Origin of the sequence: Pseudomonas fluorescens NCIMB 11764 (assembly GCF_000293885.2) — a bacterium.
Lineage (GTDB): Bacteria > Pseudomonadota > Gammaproteobacteria > Pseudomonadales > Pseudomonadaceae > Aquipseudomonas > Aquipseudomonas fluorescens_B.
On sequence record NZ_CP010945.1, the window covers coordinates 5,559,087 to 5,575,975 of the forward strand.

The following is a 16,889-nucleotide window of genomic DNA, read 5'->3' on the forward strand; positions in this document are numbered from 1 at the left end:
TTGGGGGGTTCGCCTACATCAGACTGAGGACAACGTACATGACGTTCTGTTGTCCTTCAACTGAACAACTGCTGCCTTACGTCGGACCTTGGCCTAGGTCAAACTTAACTTATTGTTATTAAAGTGTTTTTTATTTTATGCAGTTAATGAAATTCAGTTTTAACTGACGGGAACAAGTCGGCTGATGTAGATTAAGAAGACAAGTGAAACGGATGAACACGCATGAGTGAAATGAATGTACAACCCGTAGCGCGGCGACCTCATCTTGCCGAGCACATCGCCCGCTCGTTGAGCGACGAGATTGCATCGGGACGTCTGCGGCCGGGCGACCGTTTGCCCACCGAGCAGTTTCTGTCGCAAAACTTCGGCGTCAGCAGGAACGTCGTACGGGAAGGGATCGCGACGCTTCGAGCGCAGGGGCTGATCCAGTCTCGCCAGGGCGTTGGCGTATTCGTCTCGGCCGCGACCCAATCGCCGGAGCCTTCCCCCCAGCGCGAGAACGTGCCGTTGCTTGACGGTGACAATACGATGCGCAACATGTTCGAAGTGCGGGCCGTACTGGAAAGCCAGGCTGCCGCGCTGGCGGCGTCGCACATGACGCCCCAAAAGCTGAAAATGATCCAGGCTGCGGTCCTGCGAATGCAGTACGTAGGCGAACCGACGCTGGACACTGTCAATGCCGACCTCGACTTCCATCGGGCTGTGGCCGCAGCGTCTGGCAACGACTATCTCGAGACGATGATTCGCACGGTGCTCGAGCCGATGCGGGCACTGATCACCATGAACTTTGCGCGGCGCGGCCCGGTGTTCAGCAACATTCCGCATGCGGCACGCGGTGAGCATGAAGACCTCGTGCAGGCTTTGACCGACCGGAACGCGACGGCGGCACGTCAGATCATGGGGCAGCACATCGTCAATGCAGCCTCACGATTCGGCTACGAAATCAATTTCTTCTGACGTGCACTGCCGACGGCGGTTGTTTCGTTGTCCTACAAGAAAGACAGGGGATGACACGCCGCTATCGCGGTATCCCTAGAATGCCTTCTGCGCATCTTGCGACGCGTAAGCAGGATAATCGATGTAGCCTTGAGCGCCGCCGCCATAAAACGCTTCACGACCTGCTTCGGCCAATGGCCAGCCATGCTGCAAGCGATCGACCAGATCCGGGTTGGCAATGAACGGTCGACCGAAAACCGCCAGGTCTGCCAACCCGTCATCGATGGCTTGTTGCGCGGTTACGTGGGTGAACCCGCCCGACAGGATCAAGGTGCCGCAGTAAGCCGCGCGGATGGCTTTCTGAAAGTCTGGCGTGCCCAAGTGGCTGGCGTGCAGATGAGCGATCTCGCGTTGGGACAGGGCTCCAGCCAGTGCAAGCCACGTTGCCTCTTCTTCATCGAACGCGTGCAGATCGGCCAGCCGCGCAAAAGGCGATATGCGCACGCCCACCTTCGATCGGCCGATCTGCGCACTCACCGCGTCGACCGTTTCAAGTAACAAACGCAAGCGATTGGCAATTGTGGCGCCACCGTAACGGTCTTCACGGGTGTTGAAGCCGCCGTTGATGAACTGTTCAAACAGGTAGCCGTTACCCGCATGAATTTCGACGCCGTCAAAACCCGCGGTCATGGCATTTTTTGCGGCCAGTCGAAAGTCTGCGATGACCTGCCGAATACCCTCGGCATCCAAAGCAACGGGCGCGCTCACCGGCACCTGCGCAGGCTGACCTTCATTGTCATAAGCGTGTACCAACGTTTGCGCGGCAGTTACCGCCACAGGTGCGACCGGCGCCCTCCCCTCCAGCAAGGATGAGTGCGAGACCCGCCCCACATGCCAGAGCTGAATGACAATGCGCCCCCCGGCAAGGTGAACCGCGTCAGTGACGCGTTTCCAGCCTTCAATCTGCGCGGGTGTGTGGATCCCCGGGGTGTACAGGTAGCCACGCCCCTGCGCCGACACTTGGGCGCTTTCGGTGATGATCAGACCTGCACCCGCGCGCTGGGCATAGTAGATCGCCATATCCGCAGACGGCACGGTGTCCTTGACGCGGGCGCGGGTCATCGGCGCCATGACGATGCGATTGGGCAGTCGCTGACCCGCCAGATCGTAAGACTCAAAAAGAGATGACATGTATCGATCCTCCGAGGGTGGGCCAAACCTCAAACATGCGACGGGAAGAACGGCAAGATGTGCTCAGCGAGCTCGTCAAGAATCTCGCCGTAGGGTTGCCGGCTGACCTTGGGGTTGAGCGCGATATGCGAAATCCCGGCAGCCTGCGCTTGCTCCAGGTAATTGCGCAGACCGTTACGCCCCGCCCGGAAGCCTCCCTGGATGCGCTGGAATGGCTGGTCCGGGTTGTCGCTGAGGTCGAAATAGCCGCCTAGCCCTAACGGCTTGAAAGCATTTCGGCCTTCGATTTCACGCACTCTGGCGTGCCAGCTCTCGCCCAACGATGCCAACCGCTCGGGGCTTTGCACGCCGGCCAGATAGCCATCAAGGTGTTCAGCCAGCCACTCAATGCTCTGCTGCGCCTGGCCGACAGCAATTGAAGGGACGCGTCCAAACGGCGCTTTCGGCACCAGGTCGAGGTTTCCAGGCGAGCCGCCGAATCGCTCAGAGCGAAAGCGCGGAAAGTCCTGCTCAATCAAAGTGCGAAACACCGAGAAGGCATCACGGTAGCGATCACCACGGGTTTCATAATCGATACCCAGCATCGGGTAGTCGCTGTATCGATCGCCCGAGGACAACCCCAACACCAGGCGCCCTTCGCTCAACTGATCGAGGGACGTCGCTTGCTTGGCCAGATACATAGGCTCATGGGTAGGCAGCACGATGCCGGTGGTTCCCAGGACTATGCTGCGTGTAGCTGCGGCCAGGAAGCCGATGTAAACCAGGGGCTCAAAGATGTGCGCCACATCGTTGTAATCCGGATCGTAGAAAGGAATGTCACGCATCCACAGCGCCCCAAAACCAAGCGCCTCCGCGCGTTGCGCCATTTCCACGTGACCACGCATGGTGGGTGCCGCTCGGCCAGCATGGGTTTCGAGGGGCAAAATCAGGCCAACCGTCAGCGTCTGTGGTTGAAACAGGCGTTGAAAACCAGGGTGACGCTCAAGCGAAGGATCGGCGGTCGGTAAGGCGGCAGGTTGCACTTGTGGCGAGAGTTGGGTGGCGATAGTCATGATGGCAGTCTCGGTGAGTGACGATGACTGACATATTTATTGAATCCTCAAACCGGATAAACAACACCGGCAGACCATCACACGGTCCAATGAGTCCCCAATATGCTCAGGTTTCCCAAGGCACTCCTGATTCCCAACGCTCGATCAACAGATCGATAAATGCGCGGACACGCGGCGACAACTGACGCTTGCTCGGGTAGACAACCCGGATGGGGTCGGGCGCTGCTCGATAAGGCTTGAGTACTTCCACCAACGTTCCGTCGCGCAAGTCGTTACCGGTGATATAGGTCGGCAAGTGAATCAGGCCAATGCCCGTCAGCGCCGCTTCGCGCATGGCTTCAGAACTGTCGATGTTCAGCCGCCCGGGTTGTTCATATAAATAAAGGCCGGTGGGCGTCTGGTAACGCCAGACACTGGCCTGGCCACTGATGAACGCGATGGTGTCATGCCCTACAAGATCTGCAGGCGTTTGCGGTACACCGCAACGGGCCAGATACGAGGGCGAGGCACATGTTGCGAACTGCTGCCAACCCACGGTTCTGGTCAACAGTTGTGAATCGTCTTTGGGCGTGCCAATGCGGATGGCGATGTCGACACCCTCTTCGACGAGGTCGACAAAGCGATCGGTAAACCAGACGTCCGCACGCAGTTCAGGCCACTGTTTCAGATAAGCATCCAGAATCGGCAGGATATGGCGCTGACCGAAGGAAAGGGGCGCTGTGAGTTTAAAAGTGCCGGTCGGCCGTCCACGGCGCAAGGCCATGGTTGCATCCACCTCATCAAGATCCTCGAGAATCTGCTTCCAGCGTTCGTAGGCGACCTGCCCCTCGTCAGTCAGGCTCAGTTTGCGCGTCGTGCGATTCAGAAGCCGTGCTCCCATCCGGCCTTCAAGACGAACGATACTTTTACCGACAGCAGATCGGGTCAGACCCAGTGAAGCGGCCGCGGAGGTAAAACTTCCAGCCTTCACAGCGCAGACAAACGCGGCGATGTCACCGAATCGGTTGGCTTCCATGGGTAGCTTGACTCCAGTGCATGGATACGTTGTAGCGGGACATAAAGCCCGAAAGAGTGGTCTTTGCTGCCAGGCCGGGATCACAAATTATTACCCTGCCAAGGAGGTAATGTCACAGAATCACAAGCGGTGTCGAATCAAGACCTGTCTTGTGCTGATTGGCCATTGAGCGGTCCCTGGTGTCAGAATCCCTGAACTTGATCGTTTCGGTGACCACCATGCTTCGCGTATTTGAACAAAGACTCGACCCCTTCCCGCCCGACGAGGTACCGCCACCACCCGACGGCCTGGCTCGGTTCTTGTGGGCATGCACCCGGGGTGCGCGCGGCTACATTCTTGCGTTTGCGCTGCTCAGTGCCGCGGTATCGATCTACGAAGCCTGGCTGTTTTCTTTCCTCGGTCAGGTCGTGGACCTGCTCTCGACCTGGCAGGCCGGCGGTGAGGCGGCTGCGCAGGAAAGTCGCGTGTTGTGGGGCATGGGCATCGTGATGCTGACCAGCATCGGGCTGGTGGCGTTGCGTACCATGGTGCAACACCAGATATTGGCGATCAATCTGCCATTGCGGCTGCGGTGGGACTTCCACCGCCTGATGCTGCGGCAAAGCCTTTCGTTCTTTTCCGATGAGTTCTCCGGCCGGGTCACCACCAAGGTGATGCAGACCGCCCTGGCCGTGCGCGACGTGCTGTTCACCCTGATCGAGATCGCACCCGGAATCGGGGTGTACTTCATCGCGATCATCGCACTGGCCGGCGGCTTCGCACTGAAACTGATGCTGCCCTTCGTTGCCTGGATCGTGTTGTTCGGGCTGGCCATGCTCTACTTCGTCCCCCGCTTGGGGAAGGTCGGTCAGGAACAGGCCAACGCGCGCTCCTCGATGACCGGACGCATCTCCGATGCCTACACCAACATCACGACCGTGAAGCTGTTCTCCCATTCCAATCGTGAAGCGCACTTCGCGCGCGCGGCCATGGAGGACTTCAAGCAAACCGGCTTTCGCCAGATGCGTCTGGTCAGCCAATTCGAGATCGTCAACCAGGCGTTGGTGGTGGCGTTGATCATGGCCGCTGGCGGTTATGCCCTGTGGCTATGGCACCAAGGCGATGTCGGCGCAGGTGCCGTGGCGGCAATCACTGCCATGGCGTTGCGTATCAACGGCATGTCGCACTGGATCATGTGGCAGATGACCTCGCTGTTCGAGGGTATCGGCACGGTGCAGGATGGCATGGCCACCCTGACCCGCGGCCCCAAGGTGCAGGACGCGCCGGACGCAGGCGTGCTGGTGACCTCGGGCGGAGCAGTGACCTTCGACAACGTGAGCTTCAACTACAATGGCGAACGCCAGGTGCTCGATGGCCTGAGCCTGAACATTCGTCCGGGCGAAAAAATCGGCCTGGTGGGCCGCTCCGGCGCAGGCAAATCCACGCTCATCAACTTGCTGCTGCGCTTCTATGACGTCGACAGCGGGCAGATTCGCATTGACGGGCAAGACATTGCGCACGTGACACAAGACAGCCTGCGCAGCGCGATCGGCATGGTCACCCAGGATACGTCCCTGCTCCACCGCTCCATTCGCGACAACATTGCCTACGGTCGCCCCGATGCGACCGACGCGCAAATCCACAGTGCCGCGGCCAATGCCCAGGCCGATGAGTTCATCAGCCAACTGAGCGACCGCCAGGGACACACCGGCTACGACACCTTGGTCGGCGAGCGCGGCATCAAACTGTCGGGCGGTCAGCGTCAGCGCGTCGCCATTGCCCGAGTGATGCTCAAGAACGCCCCGATCCTGCTACTTGACGAGGCGACCAGCGCGCTGGATTCGGAAGTCGAAGTGGCCATTCAGGAAAGCCTCGATGAAATGATGAAGGGCAAAACCGTCATCGCCATCGCCCATCGGCTGTCCACGATTGCGGCGATGGATCGACTCATTGTCATGGACGATGGACGCATCATCGAACAGGGCACCCACACCGAATTGCTCGCCAGGAACGGCCTCTATGCGCGGCTGTGGCACCATCAGAGTGGCGGGTTCCTGGGAGAGGATCGGGGGGTGCCCGAGGCGATGGATCAGGTATGAGCGTGAATGCTCGGGGATGAGACCGCTCCTCGTGCTGCGGACAATGGATGTTATGGTGTTTTGGCTGTATCACGCACGACGATGCCGCGGCGATTCTCTTCCGAAGGCTCACCATTTTTTTCAACAAACGGAGTCACCTGCATGGAAGTCATCAATCAGTTGCAACCCGCAGACTGTGCGGGCATGGAGGACATCCGACGCGAAATCGACGCCCTTGATCAGGTCGTTATCAAGCTGTTAGGCAAGCGTTTTCACTACGTGCTGGCTGCCTCGAAGTTCAAGACCTCGGCGACTTCGGTGCGTGCTCCGGAGCGTTTCAAGGCCATGCTGGCGACACGTCGCGAGTGGGCCGAGGTCGAGGGACTGAACCCGGATGCAATCGAAAAGATGTACAGCGACCTGGTAAACCACTTCATTGCCGAAGAGATGAAACACTGGGTGACTCATCAATCCGAGACCTGATTCTGGTGTCCGGACTTTCCGCTTTGGGTGATGGATTTCACTCCGTCGCGACATGCAGAAAACGGCCAAAAGCGGGTGTTGGTTACCAACACTGGCAATGACCCAGAAGCGTTTCGATGGCTCACTCAGCGCAGAGGGGATCTGCTTAAAGTTTTCCGCAGGTAGCTTGCTGACGAAGGACACAAATGCTGGAACTGAGCTGTCTGGGCAATTGCGACAGGCGCTTTACCCCTATCAAGCAGTTCGTACCCGTTGGCCGTGAAAAAATCAACAGCGCTTTGGGTCAACAAATGCAGTCGGGCTGCGCCTCGGGAGACCGCGTGTTGTTCCAGTTCCGACAACACCGCTGTACCCAGTCCCGCTCCACGATGCTCCTCGCAAACGACCATAGAGCGCAGCAGGAGATCGGGGCCACTACCCTCCAACCCTCCATAAGCAACCAGTTTCCCATCCACGTCGAATCGGTAGAACTGCCGCCCGGGTTCGCTCACATCATCGCAGGGCAATCCAGCTTGACTCAAAGACGCACGGAGCTGATTCAAACCGCTCGCTCCAACTTTAATCATCTGCATCATCAGTGCTCTTATAGGCTCTCTGACACTCAATGCTAGCAGGCTCAATCCTTGTCGCCGATCAATCGACAACGGCACTTAAATTCGTCCGTTTTAGGTCGGATAGCGACGGTCGCATACTAGCAATAGTGTTCATGGCTCGTCCTCCACGTTGAGGGGAGAACAGGGGTGGATCAGTCACAATTGCTGGTGGTCGCTATTCGACCCAAAGCCGACGTCGAGGACTCTTGTTTTATGCCATTCAGAAACGGTTTAAATGGTGCCGCCAGGGAGCATGGCGAACGCTTTAGACCTGAATGAGTCGAGACGATCTGCACCGAACGCAATACGTTCAGACGCCACGAGCGTGCGGACAAAGGCAACACTGTATCGACTCCCAACGCACACCGCGCAGGGATGCTGATTAGCGTTCCTCACCACACTCTTGGAAGCATTGATCATGAAAACCTTCAGAATCGAGAACTACGAAACCAACAGCGCACAAAACCCTTCAACGCTCGGGTTCAAAACCATGGCGCTTGGCATCTACGGGGCCTATTTTGCGCTCGCCGTCATTTACTTCTGGTTCGGCGGAATGAAGTTCACACACTACGAAGCGGTCGGGCTGGTTCCGCTGGTGAGCAACAGCCCTTTCCTGGGTTGGGTTTATGAGATTTTCAGTGTCGACACCTTCTCCAATCTGCTTGGCGTTCTGGAGGTCTCGATCGGAATACTGATTGCAGGTCGCTTGCTGTCACCGAAGCTTTCTTTGGTAGGTGGCGTGCTCTCTGCCGGACTCTTTTTCACCACCTTGAGCTTCATGTTCTCGACCCCCGGCGTGATCGAACCCGGCCTCGGTTTTCCCGCTATTACGGTCGCTCCAGGTCAGTTTCTACTTAAAGACATCGGGTTACTTGCCGCTTCGATTTTCGTGGCCGGCCATTCTCTGACGGAGCTGGAACGCCGTTGAGCCGATGATCGACCACCCGGGATGGCCCGGAGCAGTTAGATGTTTCAGGCCATCGCTCCATCATCTGAACCTGCCAGGTCTTTAATCCAGTCCCGAGGACTGTAGCCCGTCTTGCGTCGAAACGCGCGCGCAAGTGCCGAAGGACTTTCATAACCGACTTCGGAGGCGATCAGTGTAATCGACCGTCCTTCACGAAGTCGCTTCTGCGCCAGGCTGATACGCCAACTCAGCAGATAATCGGCGGGCGTCTGCCCGATAACGGCCCGGAAATGCACCGCGTAGGCCGCGCGAGACATGTTCGATTCGCTCGCCAGTTCCGCAATTGACCAAGCACGATGAGGTGCGTTGTGAATCTGCACCAAAGAGCGCGACAACCGCGGGTCAGCCAGTCCAGCCATCATTCCAGTACGCAACTGGTTGTGATCAAGCAGATGTCGAAACAACAGGATGACCAGCAGTTCGAATAACCGTCCCAGCGCTGCCTCCCGGCCACAATGTGCACCCGCCGCCTCGCCGAACATCCATTTCAACGTATCGGCCAGCATTGGCAGTTCATCCAGGGACAACACCAGACAATCGGGTAACGAAGCCGACAGCGGGTTATCGACCCCACCCTCAAACTCCATTGACGCACACAACAACTGAGCTCCCTCGGACTCACCGGCAAACAATTGATGCCGGCTGGGGCGCGGCATAAAAATCAGGCTGGGCCGGATCAGCAGCAATTCCTTACGATCGGCTCCCAGTAACGTAACACTGCCAGCCTGTAGCAGATGGATATACCCACGACCGTCAGCGCCGTCGTAAGACGACAAGCCGCACAGTTTGCCACTGTAAAACAGGTTTGCGCGCACGCCGAACTGTGACAACAAGGTAGACAAGCGATCCATGGGCAATCTCTTGGCAGAAATAGACGCCCAGATCATAACACCGCCGGATTGCGCCCCATCGTGACTCAAATGCTGTATTACCTGATGGGCTAAGTTCGATCAATCTTTGCCTGAAGTGACGGCCGCTTAGCGTCGATTACTACCCGTCACGACATGCAGTAATCGGCCAGGAGCTGACACTTAAAAAGCGTCCTGAACGATCAGGTTCTCATGTCATGAAATCATCCTGCTGTCGTACCATCGGCACATCGACAGAACGGAGGTTGATATGGGAAATGGTCAGGGCAAACGAGTCGTTGTCATTGGTGCAGGCATCGTGGGCGCGTCATTGGCGTATCACTTGGCAGGTAAAGGCGCGAATGTCACCTTGGTCGAGGCTGAAGGTATAGCTTCCGGAGTGACTGGCAGCTCATTCGCCTGGATCAATACCGCACACCCCGAACCTGACCCAATTGCGCAACTGCGCGGTTCTGCCATCAAGGAGTACCGCCGGCTCGAAACGCAGCTGCCTGGTCTGAAGATACGATGGACAGGTGCCTTGTCTTACAGCGTGATGGCGAGTGGAGCGCTGCCAATCTCAGGTCACCAGGCTTCGGCAAACCTGGTGTCTCGATCGCAGATTCTCGACCTTGAACCAAATCTCAAGAACCCTCCCCAGTCTGCTCTATATGCGGCTGAAGAAGGAGCGCTGGACGCAGTACCAGCTACGCATGCGTTGATCGCAGGTGCCCAGGCGTATGGGGCGAATATTCTCACTCAGACGCGAGTGCTCGGTTTTGTAACCCAGAGTGCAACGGTGACCGGAGTCGAAACAACAATAGGCATTATCGATGCCGATATTGTCGTATTGGCAGCCGGGACAGGCATCACGAAGCTGACAGACATGCTTGGAGTGTCCCTGCCTATAGAAGCCTCGCCTGCCATTTTCATCCGTTACAAGTCACAACCCAACCTCGTGCACACCCTCATCTCCAGCCCTGAAATAGAAGTGAGGCAAAGTTCGGATGGTGCATTGCTGGCGGCAGAAGATTACCTGGACGACGCCATGGACAATCAGCCGGCAGCGATAGCGCTTCGAACTGCCAAGACAATACAGAACGAACTCCATGGTGTTGTTTCCATAGATCCGGAAAGGGCTTGTATCGGACTTAGGCCGATGCCTACCGATGGCATCCCCATCATCGGTTATCTACCCAAAGTGGGTGGCGTCTACGTTTGTGCAATGCACCCTGGAATTACTTTGGCGGCGGCAGTGGGACGTCTAGCCAGCGAGGAGATCATCGATGGCAAGACGTCCAGTGCCCTTTGGCCATGCCGGCCCGACCGATTCTTCCAAGCGTAGGGTGATCCTCTTCAGACCGCTTAGCGACTGTTAGGAGTTAACGGAGTTGATTTTTCTTATCGCGCAGGATGGGTTACCGATTGAAGTCAGGATGATACGAACAGCCATAATCACACCTACTAGAATGGCAGCAAGACCTGACGCTTCTAAAGGTGTTGGCAGCCGGCTATGAAACAACAGGCCGAGTAATGTAGCGAACAGCGATTCAAGGGAGATCAGTTGTCCAGAAAGCACCATGGGAAGGCGACGGGACGCTGCGTTCCAGGCCCAGGCCCCGACGAGTGAGGACATCATCGCAATAACGAGGCCCCAGACGTACAAATGTCCTGCCGGGGAAACACTGAAACCAAGGATTGGCAGCTTGAGAAGGTCGAGCGCCTGCACAACCGGTAACAAGCACACGGTGCCCATTCCGGCACCGGCCATCATGAGGCCTGTCCAGACACCTGACGAATTGGCCGGGAGTTTCTCCAGTGCACTCTGGTTCAGCAAGCTGAATGCGAGCCACAAGACCACGGCGCAGACAGAAAAAATCAACCCCATCAACCACGACCCATGGCCCGCAACGGGTTGATTGATACTGCTGATGTTCGTCAGCACAAGCCCGCCAGTCAAGAATGTCAGCGGTATCATCAGTCTGCGCCATGGAAGCGTTTTTTTCGTGGCGTTGCTGAGCAGTGCCAACAAGACTGGCACCATGCCAATGAACGCTGGAGTCAGCACGGGGCCGCCAAAAATAACACCGGCGGCAATGCAGGTGCTGTACCCGAGATATCCGATCACGCCCAGACCGGCGGCGAGAAATTGCTGATTGCGACGCAGGCACCGTAGCTGGGCGCGACAGAGCACCATGACAACCACGCCCAGCGCACCCGAGATCAGAAACCGGATAACCATCAAGTCATAGATGCTGTAGGCGCCAGTGACGTAAGGGGCTATGAAATTCAGAGCCCAGCTCAGGGTCGCGACCACGGCAAGGATCACTCCGGCGATGATGTTTGAGTGAGCAATGGTCATCAGGCATATCCGCGAGGTATTCAGCTCATGTTGCACAGCGCCAGGGGTATGCTACAAACGAGTTCTCGGTCTTGGATGCATAACGTCTGATTATGAATACGCTTGGGAAGTCATTGCCGCCGCTTGCCAGTTTGCTGCCCTTTGAAGCGGCTGCTCGACTGGAAAGCTTTTCGAAGGCTGCCGATGAATTGCACATCACTCAAGCGGCGATCAGCCGCCAGATCCGTGGGCTTGAAGAAAATCTTGGGTTGAAGCTTTTTTGCCGCCGCAACCGTGCAGTCTTCCTGACGCAGGAGGGGCGTGAGCTAGGGCGCGTGGTGAGCACCGCATTGCAAAGTATCAGCGACAGTGCCGTCACCCTTCGTGAATCACCCCGTAAAAACCGCGTCGTTTTACTGTGTCAGTTGTGCGAAGCGTTCTATTGGTTGATGCCGCGCCTTTCGACGTTCCACCAGCAACACCCGGAAATCGAGATCCAGGTCGCGACATCCACCAGACCGTTGACTGAATTCAATGACCATTTTGACGTGGCCTTACAAAGCACCGGACGCCCCAGCGGCTTGCATGTTCTGGCGTTTACCGCCGCTGATGAAGTGTTTCCAGTGTGCAGTCCTCATTACCTGACTGCCCGACAGTCACTCGGGATCAGTGAACTTCGCCTCCACACGCTTTTACACCATCGCGCCACGCCACCGCACTTGATGGAATGGGATAGCTGGCTGCAGGCATTTGGGCAGACATTGGAGGGTTGTTCTCAGGGCACTTTGTTTGACAGTTACCCCTTGATGCTTCAGGCCGCCGTTGAAGGGCATGGAATTGCAATGGGGTGGCGTCGAACCGCCGGGAGGCTTATTGAAAACGGTACGCTGGTGAGACCTTGCGCAGAAAGTGTCCCTTTACCTAATGCGATATCGGTTTTCAGACTGCAGGGTGGGGAAGACCGAATTGAGGTGCGCGCTCTGATTGAGTGGCTTGCAGAGGAATTACGTAATGAAAGCTAACAGATCAATTCCCCTGTTTATGACGTTTGAGTAACGACCGCTTTTGGCCGAGGCTGTGTAAAAACGTTTTTCAGTGCGACAGGTACTCAAAACCGGATTGAAAATCGCGCTTCTACGCGAAATCTACATCTGCTGACGTGCCGATAAATTTCAGATTTAACGTAGACGCGCACACTTCAATTTTGGCGAAGCTTTTTTACACACTCTGGGCCGATTGTTGCCTGTCGCGAAGAGCAGCAATCGACCCACAGCGGCCTTTCTTAAACACTGACACCACGGTCGTCACACCGCCCATTTTCCCTTATGCACTGCTCAACGTCAGAAGTTCTCGAGACTGACTTTAATGCCCGCACGGCCGGCCAACTCAATGGTCTCTTCCACCCGGTCAGCGTCAACAATAAAACCATCGTAATTTTCACCACCGGAGTCCAAGTGAAGATAACGTTTACCAAACCGAACCAACCATCGGTCGAATTCATCAAGCACCTCTGGCATTGATGAGGCACCGTTTCGCACGTAGACGTAGGGCTCTTTCAATTGGTTGGCGCTAACCAGATAAGGAGCCTGATATTCAAACACATCAAAACCTTTCCAATCCAGGCTCATTAAAACGAGGTGTTCAAGTTTTTGCGCCTTTGAACCATCCAACAATCCATCTGTGAAAGCACTACATGCGTCATCTCCCATCGCGTATCTACGCATGACGCGCCTGACAAGTCTGGCGCCTTCTTTTTCCGGAACCACCGCCAACAGCGCCTGGGCAAAAGTCTCGAGTGCCTTTTTTTGTGCGGGATCGGGTGGGCCGGGCCGTAATTCTTTCATGATCGCTGAAGCGCTGAGGTTAGTTTCCTCGGGTGGAGGCATGGTAAAGCGCCCACCAAACAACCGATCCAAAATGCCCATACCACTCCTTGGAATACCTTGGGGCAAGCGACTTTTCTTTTACCGGCGACAGTCGCTGCTTGTTTTGAGATTTGTGTTGTAGTTGAGCCTAAGGCTCCAAGTGAGGTTTGTCGATCGACCGCCTTTTTTACTGCCAAATTGGACCTGATCCGACCGTCCGCTTTTGGCCCAGAGTGTGTAAAAACGCCTTCGTGAACCCTTGCTATCAGAAATCATAGCAAGGGCTCTCGACAATGTTTTGTTCACGATTTCAGCCAAAAATAGATCCTACACTTGACCTACTCCGAATCGTGACAACAGACGCAAAGCTTGTTTCCTTCAGGGTCTCGAAAATACGCCCCATAAAAATTCGGGTGGTATTCGGGTCGCAAGCCCGGAGCGCCTTCACATGTTCCATCCAATGCCAACGCCAAGGTATGGGCGTTGTGTACGATCTGTCGATTAGGTGCCAGCAGAGCAATCATTTGCCCATTTCCTAGCGTCGCAGATTCGCCGTCGAACGGTTTGCCCACCACGAAAAGAGGGCGTGCAGTGTCGGGGTGTTTCCAGCCCGCCCATGGGCGTTCAAGTTCTGTGAACTTGAGATCAAGTCCGAGTATCTGCATGACCCCTTGATAAAACACAAATGCTCGATTGAAGTCATTCACTCCGATGAATACATGTGAAATCATTTTTTGTCCTAAAAAGAGGAAGCCTTCTCGCACCATACCAAGAATTTTTCAGGCTGTTTTCAACTCCTAGCCCGAAACATACTCCGTCGGTCTTGGAAGCTGTTTTTACACACTCTGGGGCCGAAAGCGGACGACCATGAATGCTCGCTTGTGACCAAAGCTGACGGTTGACTTGGTTAGGATTCAACTTGAGCAGGCTGGTCGCTCGCCTAACCGCTCTACCAACCTTACGAGATAACCGTCGACATCCTGAACGATGAACTCGCGCTGCCCTACTTCTACATTTTCAGCCCGATACCAGGTGTCTTTGCATTCTCGATAGAGTGGAAATCCAGCCTGATCAAGTTTTTGGATGATGGGTGCAACGGCCTCGACATCAATCTGCAGGTTGATGCCTCTTCCAAACGGTTTAGTCAACGGCGCAGTCAGCCATTGCCCGGCATTCGAATCAATCTGCTCAAGCATTACTTGAGCGCCATTTAAATCAAGGTATGCGAATCCATCTTCCGGACGTTGATAAGCTATTTTGAACCCCAGGCAAGAAACCCAAAAAGCCATACTGCTACCCAGATCGGTGACCATCAGCTCCGGCACCAGTTTGTTACGTTCGAACATGAGATGACTTCCATTTCAAAAGGCTTACATGGCGGGCTGCGGCTTTCAGCTGGCGTCCCTTCAGAATCTGGGTGCCGATACCCTTGGCTTGAAATTCGTGTGAAACCGCGATGTTCTGAATATGGATTCAGATCGTCTTTGTCCAGAACTTGAAAGTAGCCAACAGTCTGGCCGTCGACTTCAATAACCGACGTGATTGCATATGCGAATTAGGTTGCAAAATTAGAGCGCTGCCAACTTTCACCCCAGCCCCAAATTTTCTCGATGTGCCCGTGGAAAACTGCTCGATGCAAGTCAAACAGGGCTGTTCGATCACTGTCAGTTGCGGGGCGTACCGTCATATCGCTTATCAATCCCTGATAACGCATGCCCTCCAGTGCTGCGCTATATCGGCATAACTTTGATTTGTGCTGAAGTCCGGAGAGGCTAGCGCCTGTAAAAACAAACAGCAACACCACTCAATAAACCGACTGCTGAAAACACCTTTTTTGCGCGCAGCTACGCGAAATCCGAGCCCGGAATGCTCTGCTCAAAGTGAAGGTGTCAATCTCAAGCGCGTACTTCTCTACCGTCGAAACCAAGGCCGATTTTTTTCAACAGGACCCAAAGCTGCTCTTTGACCCATGCAGCCTGACTGATTGCTCATAGAAATTTTACGGAGAATTTACGGAGCCTTTAGGGTGGGCATCCGATACTGCGCGGTGCTAATTTGGAACGCTACTGTGATGTCCCTCGCAGCAATTCGGCTTATCGGCTTCATCTTAGGTATTTTTTTGATCACGCTGGCCGTGAGCATGGCTATTCCCATGATCACACTGGTGATCTATGAGCGTAGCGACGATCTCTCGGCCTTCCTCTGGTCGAGTTTGATTACCTTCATCTGTGGTCTCCTGTTGATCGTGCGGGGGCGCCCGAATACTGGCGATCTTCGGCCGAGGGACATGTACTTGCTGACTACCGCAAGCTGGGTAGTTGTGTGCACCTTCGCAGCTTTACCCATGGTGTTCATCAGCGATATCAGCTACACCGACGCATTCTTTGAAACGATGTCTGGCATCACGACCACTGGCTCGACTGTACTCACCGGTCTGGATAGCTCATCTCCCGGCTTGCTGATCTGGCGCTCCATGCTCCACTGGTTGGGTGGCATCGGCTTTATCGGCATGGCTGTGGCGATTCTTCCACTGTTGCGAGTCGGCGGCATGCGTCTGTTCCAGACAGAGTCCTCAGATTGGTCGGAGAAAGTGACACCGCGCTCCCATGTGGCAGCCAAGTACATTCTTTTGCTCTATCTGTGGCTGACGGGCATCGGAGCTCTAGCGCTCTGGCTCGCGGGAATGACGCCATTTGAAGCGGTCAACCACGCGATGTCGCTAATCTCTACCGGAGGGTTCTCAACTTCGGATTCCTCTCTCGGGCATTGGACTCAACCAGCGATTCACTGGGTGGCGGTAGTCATCATGATTCTGGGCAGCCTGCCATTCACCTTGTATGTCGCGACATTGCGGGGTAATCGGCGTGCGCTGATCAAGGATCACCAGGTACGCGGATTTATTGGATTCTTGCTCGTCACATCGCTGGCTGTTGGTACCTGGCTGTATTTTCACAGCGATTACGGATGGTGGGATGCGTTTCGTATCGTGGCTGTCAATGTGACCTCGGTCGTCACGACCACCGGAATTGCGGTTGGCGACTACACCTTGTGGGGCAGTTTCGCTGTTTTGCTGTTTTTCTATTTGACCTTCGTCGGTGGCTGTTCCGGCTCAACGGCAGGCGGTCTTAAAATCTTCCGTTTTCAGGTGGCTGCCGCTCTGCTGGTCAGCAGCTTGAAGCAGTTGATCCATCCTCGAGCCGTGATTCAGAAAAAATACAACGGTCACCCCATCGACGAGGAGATCGTGCGCTCGCTTTTGACCTTCTCGTTTTTCTTCACCATCACGATTGCCGCCATCGCTTTGGGCCTGGCTTTCATTGGGCTTGATTGGATAACCGCGTTGAGCGGTGCCGCTACGGCGGTGTGTAACGTCGGGCCAGGCCTGGGCACGATCATTGGGCCGGCAGGTAATTTCTCGTCATTACCGGATGCCGCCAAATGGCTACTCACCGTTGGAATGCTTCTGGGAAGGTTGGAAATCCTGACTGTGTTGGTGCTCGTAACTCCAGTTTTCTGGAGATATTGACCCCGCTAGTCGAGG

The 16,889-nt window shown here is 55.6% G+C and carries 16 protein-coding genes; 7 read left to right on the forward strand and 9 right to left on the reverse strand.

The window, feature by feature from the left end; genetic code table 11:
• The first annotated feature begins 222 nt into the window (after nt 1-222).
• A complete protein-coding gene (locus B723_RS25300) occupies nt 223-957 on the forward strand; it encodes a FadR/GntR family transcriptional regulator (RefSeq protein ID WP_017338319.1) in 735 nt (244 codons plus the stop codon).
• Nucleotides 958-1,032: 75 nt separating this feature from the next.
• On the opposite strand, the gene B723_RS25305 is transcribed toward B723_RS25300, so the two are convergent.
• From B723_RS25305 to B723_RS25315, 3 genes are all read right to left on the reverse strand, one after another.
• Nucleotides 1,033-2,127, reverse strand: a complete 1,095-nt coding sequence (locus B723_RS25305; RefSeq protein ID WP_017338318.1) for an alkene reductase — start codon at nt 2,125-2,127, stop codon at nt 1,033-1,035.
• Between the two features lie 29 nt (nt 2,128-2,156).
• Nucleotides 2,157-3,179, reverse strand: coding sequence for an LLM class oxidoreductase (locus tag B723_RS25310; RefSeq protein ID WP_017338317.1), 1,023 nt, complete (start codon nt 3,177-3,179; stop codon nt 2,157-2,159).
• Between the two features lie 106 nt (nt 3,180-3,285).
• Nucleotides 3,286-4,194, reverse strand: a complete 909-nt coding sequence (locus tag B723_RS25315) for a LysR family transcriptional regulator (protein WP_017338316.1) — start codon at nt 4,192-4,194, stop codon at nt 3,286-3,288.
• A gap of 218 nt (nt 4,195-4,412) precedes the next feature.
• On the opposite strand from B723_RS25315, the gene B723_RS25320 reads away from it, so the two are divergent.
• Both B723_RS25320 and B723_RS25325 read left to right on the forward strand, forming a co-directional pair.
• Complete coding sequence (locus tag B723_RS25320; protein ID WP_031318803.1) at nt 4,413-6,272, forward strand: ABC transporter ATP-binding protein; 1,860 nt, start codon at nt 4,413-4,415, stop codon at nt 6,270-6,272.
• Between the two features lie 141 nt (nt 6,273-6,413).
• Nucleotides 6,414-6,734, forward strand: coding sequence for an isochorismate lyase (locus B723_RS25325; RefSeq protein ID WP_017338313.1), 321 nt, complete (start codon nt 6,414-6,416; stop codon nt 6,732-6,734).
• Between the two features lie 125 nt (nt 6,735-6,859).
• Here the strand turns inward: B723_RS25325 and arsN2 are convergent, their stop codons facing one another.
• Nucleotides 6,860-7,309 carry an arsenic resistance N-acetyltransferase ArsN2 gene (arsN2, locus tag B723_RS32585; RefSeq protein ID WP_238588299.1) on the reverse strand — a complete coding sequence of 150 codons (450 nt, stop codon included), beginning with the start codon at nt 7,307-7,309 and terminating at the stop codon, nt 6,860-6,862.
• 436 nt (nt 7,310-7,745) lie between these two features.
• Here arsN2 and B723_RS25335 point away from each other — a divergent pair, with 436 nt between their 5' ends.
• Nucleotides 7,746-8,255: a YkgB family protein gene (locus B723_RS25335; protein ID WP_017338311.1), complete on the forward strand. Its 510-nt coding sequence runs from the start codon at nt 7,746-7,748 to the stop codon at nt 8,253-8,255.
• Between the two features lie 44 nt (nt 8,256-8,299).
• Here the strand turns inward: B723_RS25335 and B723_RS25340 are convergent, their stop codons facing one another.
• On the reverse strand, nt 8,300-9,145 hold the full coding sequence (locus B723_RS25340) for an AraC family transcriptional regulator (protein ID WP_017338310.1): 846 nt from the start codon (nt 9,143-9,145) through the stop codon (nt 8,300-8,302).
• Between the two features lie 268 nt (nt 9,146-9,413).
• Between B723_RS25340 and B723_RS25345 the strand changes: the two genes are divergently transcribed.
• Nucleotides 9,414-10,487: an NAD(P)/FAD-dependent oxidoreductase gene (locus B723_RS25345; protein ID WP_017338309.1), complete on the forward strand. Its 1,074-nt coding sequence runs from the start codon at nt 9,414-9,416 to the stop codon at nt 10,485-10,487.
• Between the two features lie 30 nt (nt 10,488-10,517).
• Here the strand turns inward: B723_RS25345 and B723_RS25350 are convergent, their stop codons facing one another.
• Complete coding sequence (locus B723_RS25350; RefSeq protein WP_017338308.1) at nt 10,518-11,504, reverse strand: DMT family transporter; 987 nt, start codon at nt 11,502-11,504, stop codon at nt 10,518-10,520.
• Nucleotides 11,505-11,596: 92 nt separating this feature from the next.
• Here B723_RS25350 and B723_RS25355 point away from each other — a divergent pair, with 92 nt between their 5' ends.
• The gene (locus B723_RS25355) at nt 11,597-12,505 is read left to right on the forward strand and encodes a LysR substrate-binding domain-containing protein (RefSeq protein ID WP_017338307.1); all 909 of its coding nucleotides are present in this window, start codon (nt 11,597-11,599) and stop codon (nt 12,503-12,505) included.
• A 318-nt stretch (nt 12,506-12,823) separates the two neighbouring features.
• Here the strand turns inward: B723_RS25355 and B723_RS25360 are convergent, their stop codons facing one another.
• The 3 genes from B723_RS25360 to B723_RS25370 all read right to left on the reverse strand — a co-directional run bounded on the left by B723_RS25360 (nt 12,824) and on the right by B723_RS25370 (nt 14,694).
• A complete protein-coding gene (locus B723_RS25360; RefSeq protein WP_017338306.1) occupies nt 12,824-13,408 on the reverse strand; it encodes a DUF6630 family protein in 585 nt (194 codons plus the stop codon).
• 278 nt (nt 13,409-13,686) lie between these two features.
• Nucleotides 13,687-14,115 carry a VOC family protein gene (locus tag B723_RS25365; RefSeq protein ID WP_017338305.1) on the reverse strand — a complete coding sequence of 143 codons (429 nt, stop codon included), beginning with the start codon at nt 14,113-14,115 and terminating at the stop codon, nt 13,687-13,689.
• Between the two features lie 147 nt (nt 14,116-14,262).
• On the reverse strand, nt 14,263-14,694 hold the full coding sequence (locus B723_RS25370; RefSeq protein WP_017338304.1) for a bleomycin resistance protein: 432 nt from the start codon (nt 14,692-14,694) through the stop codon (nt 14,263-14,265).
• A gap of 725 nt (nt 14,695-15,419) precedes the next feature.
• Here B723_RS25370 and B723_RS25375 point away from each other — a divergent pair.
• Nucleotides 15,420-16,874, forward strand: coding sequence for a TrkH family potassium uptake protein (locus B723_RS25375; RefSeq protein WP_031318797.1), 1,455 nt, complete (start codon nt 15,420-15,422; stop codon nt 16,872-16,874).
• The last annotated feature ends 15 nt before the right edge of the window (nt 16,875-16,889 follow it).

What these genes read in the sequence shown, in the direction of transcription:
- B723_RS25300 (WP_017338319.1), top strand. Translation starts at nt 223, where the DNA reads ATGAGTGAAATGAATGTACAACCCGTAGCGCGGCGACCTCATCTTGCC.
- B723_RS25305 (WP_017338318.1), bottom strand. Translation starts at nt 2,127, where the DNA reads ATGTCATCTCTTTTTGAGTCTTACGATCTGGCGGGTCAGCGACTGCCC.
- B723_RS25310 (WP_017338317.1), bottom strand. Translation starts at nt 3,179, where the DNA reads ATGACTATCGCCACCCAACTCTCGCCACAAGTGCAACCTGCCGCCTTA.
- B723_RS25315 (WP_017338316.1), bottom strand. Translation starts at nt 4,194, where the DNA reads ATGGAAGCCAACCGATTCGGTGACATCGCCGCGTTTGTCTGCGCTGTG.
- B723_RS25320 (WP_031318803.1), top strand. Translation starts at nt 4,413, where the DNA reads ATGCTTCGCGTATTTGAACAAAGACTCGACCCCTTCCCGCCCGACGAG.
- B723_RS25325 (WP_017338313.1), top strand. Translation starts at nt 6,414, where the DNA reads ATGGAAGTCATCAATCAGTTGCAACCCGCAGACTGTGCGGGCATGGAG.
- arsN2 (WP_238588299.1), bottom strand. Translation starts at nt 7,309, where the DNA reads ATGATGCAGATGATTAAAGTTGGAGCGAGCGGTTTGAATCAGCTCCGT.
- B723_RS25335 (WP_017338311.1), top strand. Translation starts at nt 7,746, where the DNA reads ATGAAAACCTTCAGAATCGAGAACTACGAAACCAACAGCGCACAAAAC.
- B723_RS25340 (WP_017338310.1), bottom strand. Translation starts at nt 9,145, where the DNA reads ATGGATCGCTTGTCTACCTTGTTGTCACAGTTCGGCGTGCGCGCAAAC.
- B723_RS25345 (WP_017338309.1), top strand. Translation starts at nt 9,414, where the DNA reads ATGGGAAATGGTCAGGGCAAACGAGTCGTTGTCATTGGTGCAGGCATC.
- B723_RS25350 (WP_017338308.1), bottom strand. Translation starts at nt 11,504, where the DNA reads ATGACCATTGCTCACTCAAACATCATCGCCGGAGTGATCCTTGCCGTG.
- B723_RS25355 (WP_017338307.1), top strand. Translation starts at nt 11,597, where the DNA reads ATGAATACGCTTGGGAAGTCATTGCCGCCGCTTGCCAGTTTGCTGCCC.
- B723_RS25360 (WP_017338306.1), bottom strand. Translation starts at nt 13,408, where the DNA reads ATGGGCATTTTGGATCGGTTGTTTGGTGGGCGCTTTACCATGCCTCCA.
- B723_RS25365 (WP_017338305.1), bottom strand. Translation starts at nt 14,115, where the DNA reads ATGGTGCGAGAAGGCTTCCTCTTTTTAGGACAAAAAATGATTTCACAT.
- B723_RS25370 (WP_017338304.1), bottom strand. Translation starts at nt 14,694, where the DNA reads ATGTTCGAACGTAACAAACTGGTGCCGGAGCTGATGGTCACCGATCTG.
- B723_RS25375 (WP_031318797.1), top strand. Translation starts at nt 15,420, where the DNA reads ATGTCCCTCGCAGCAATTCGGCTTATCGGCTTCATCTTAGGTATTTTT.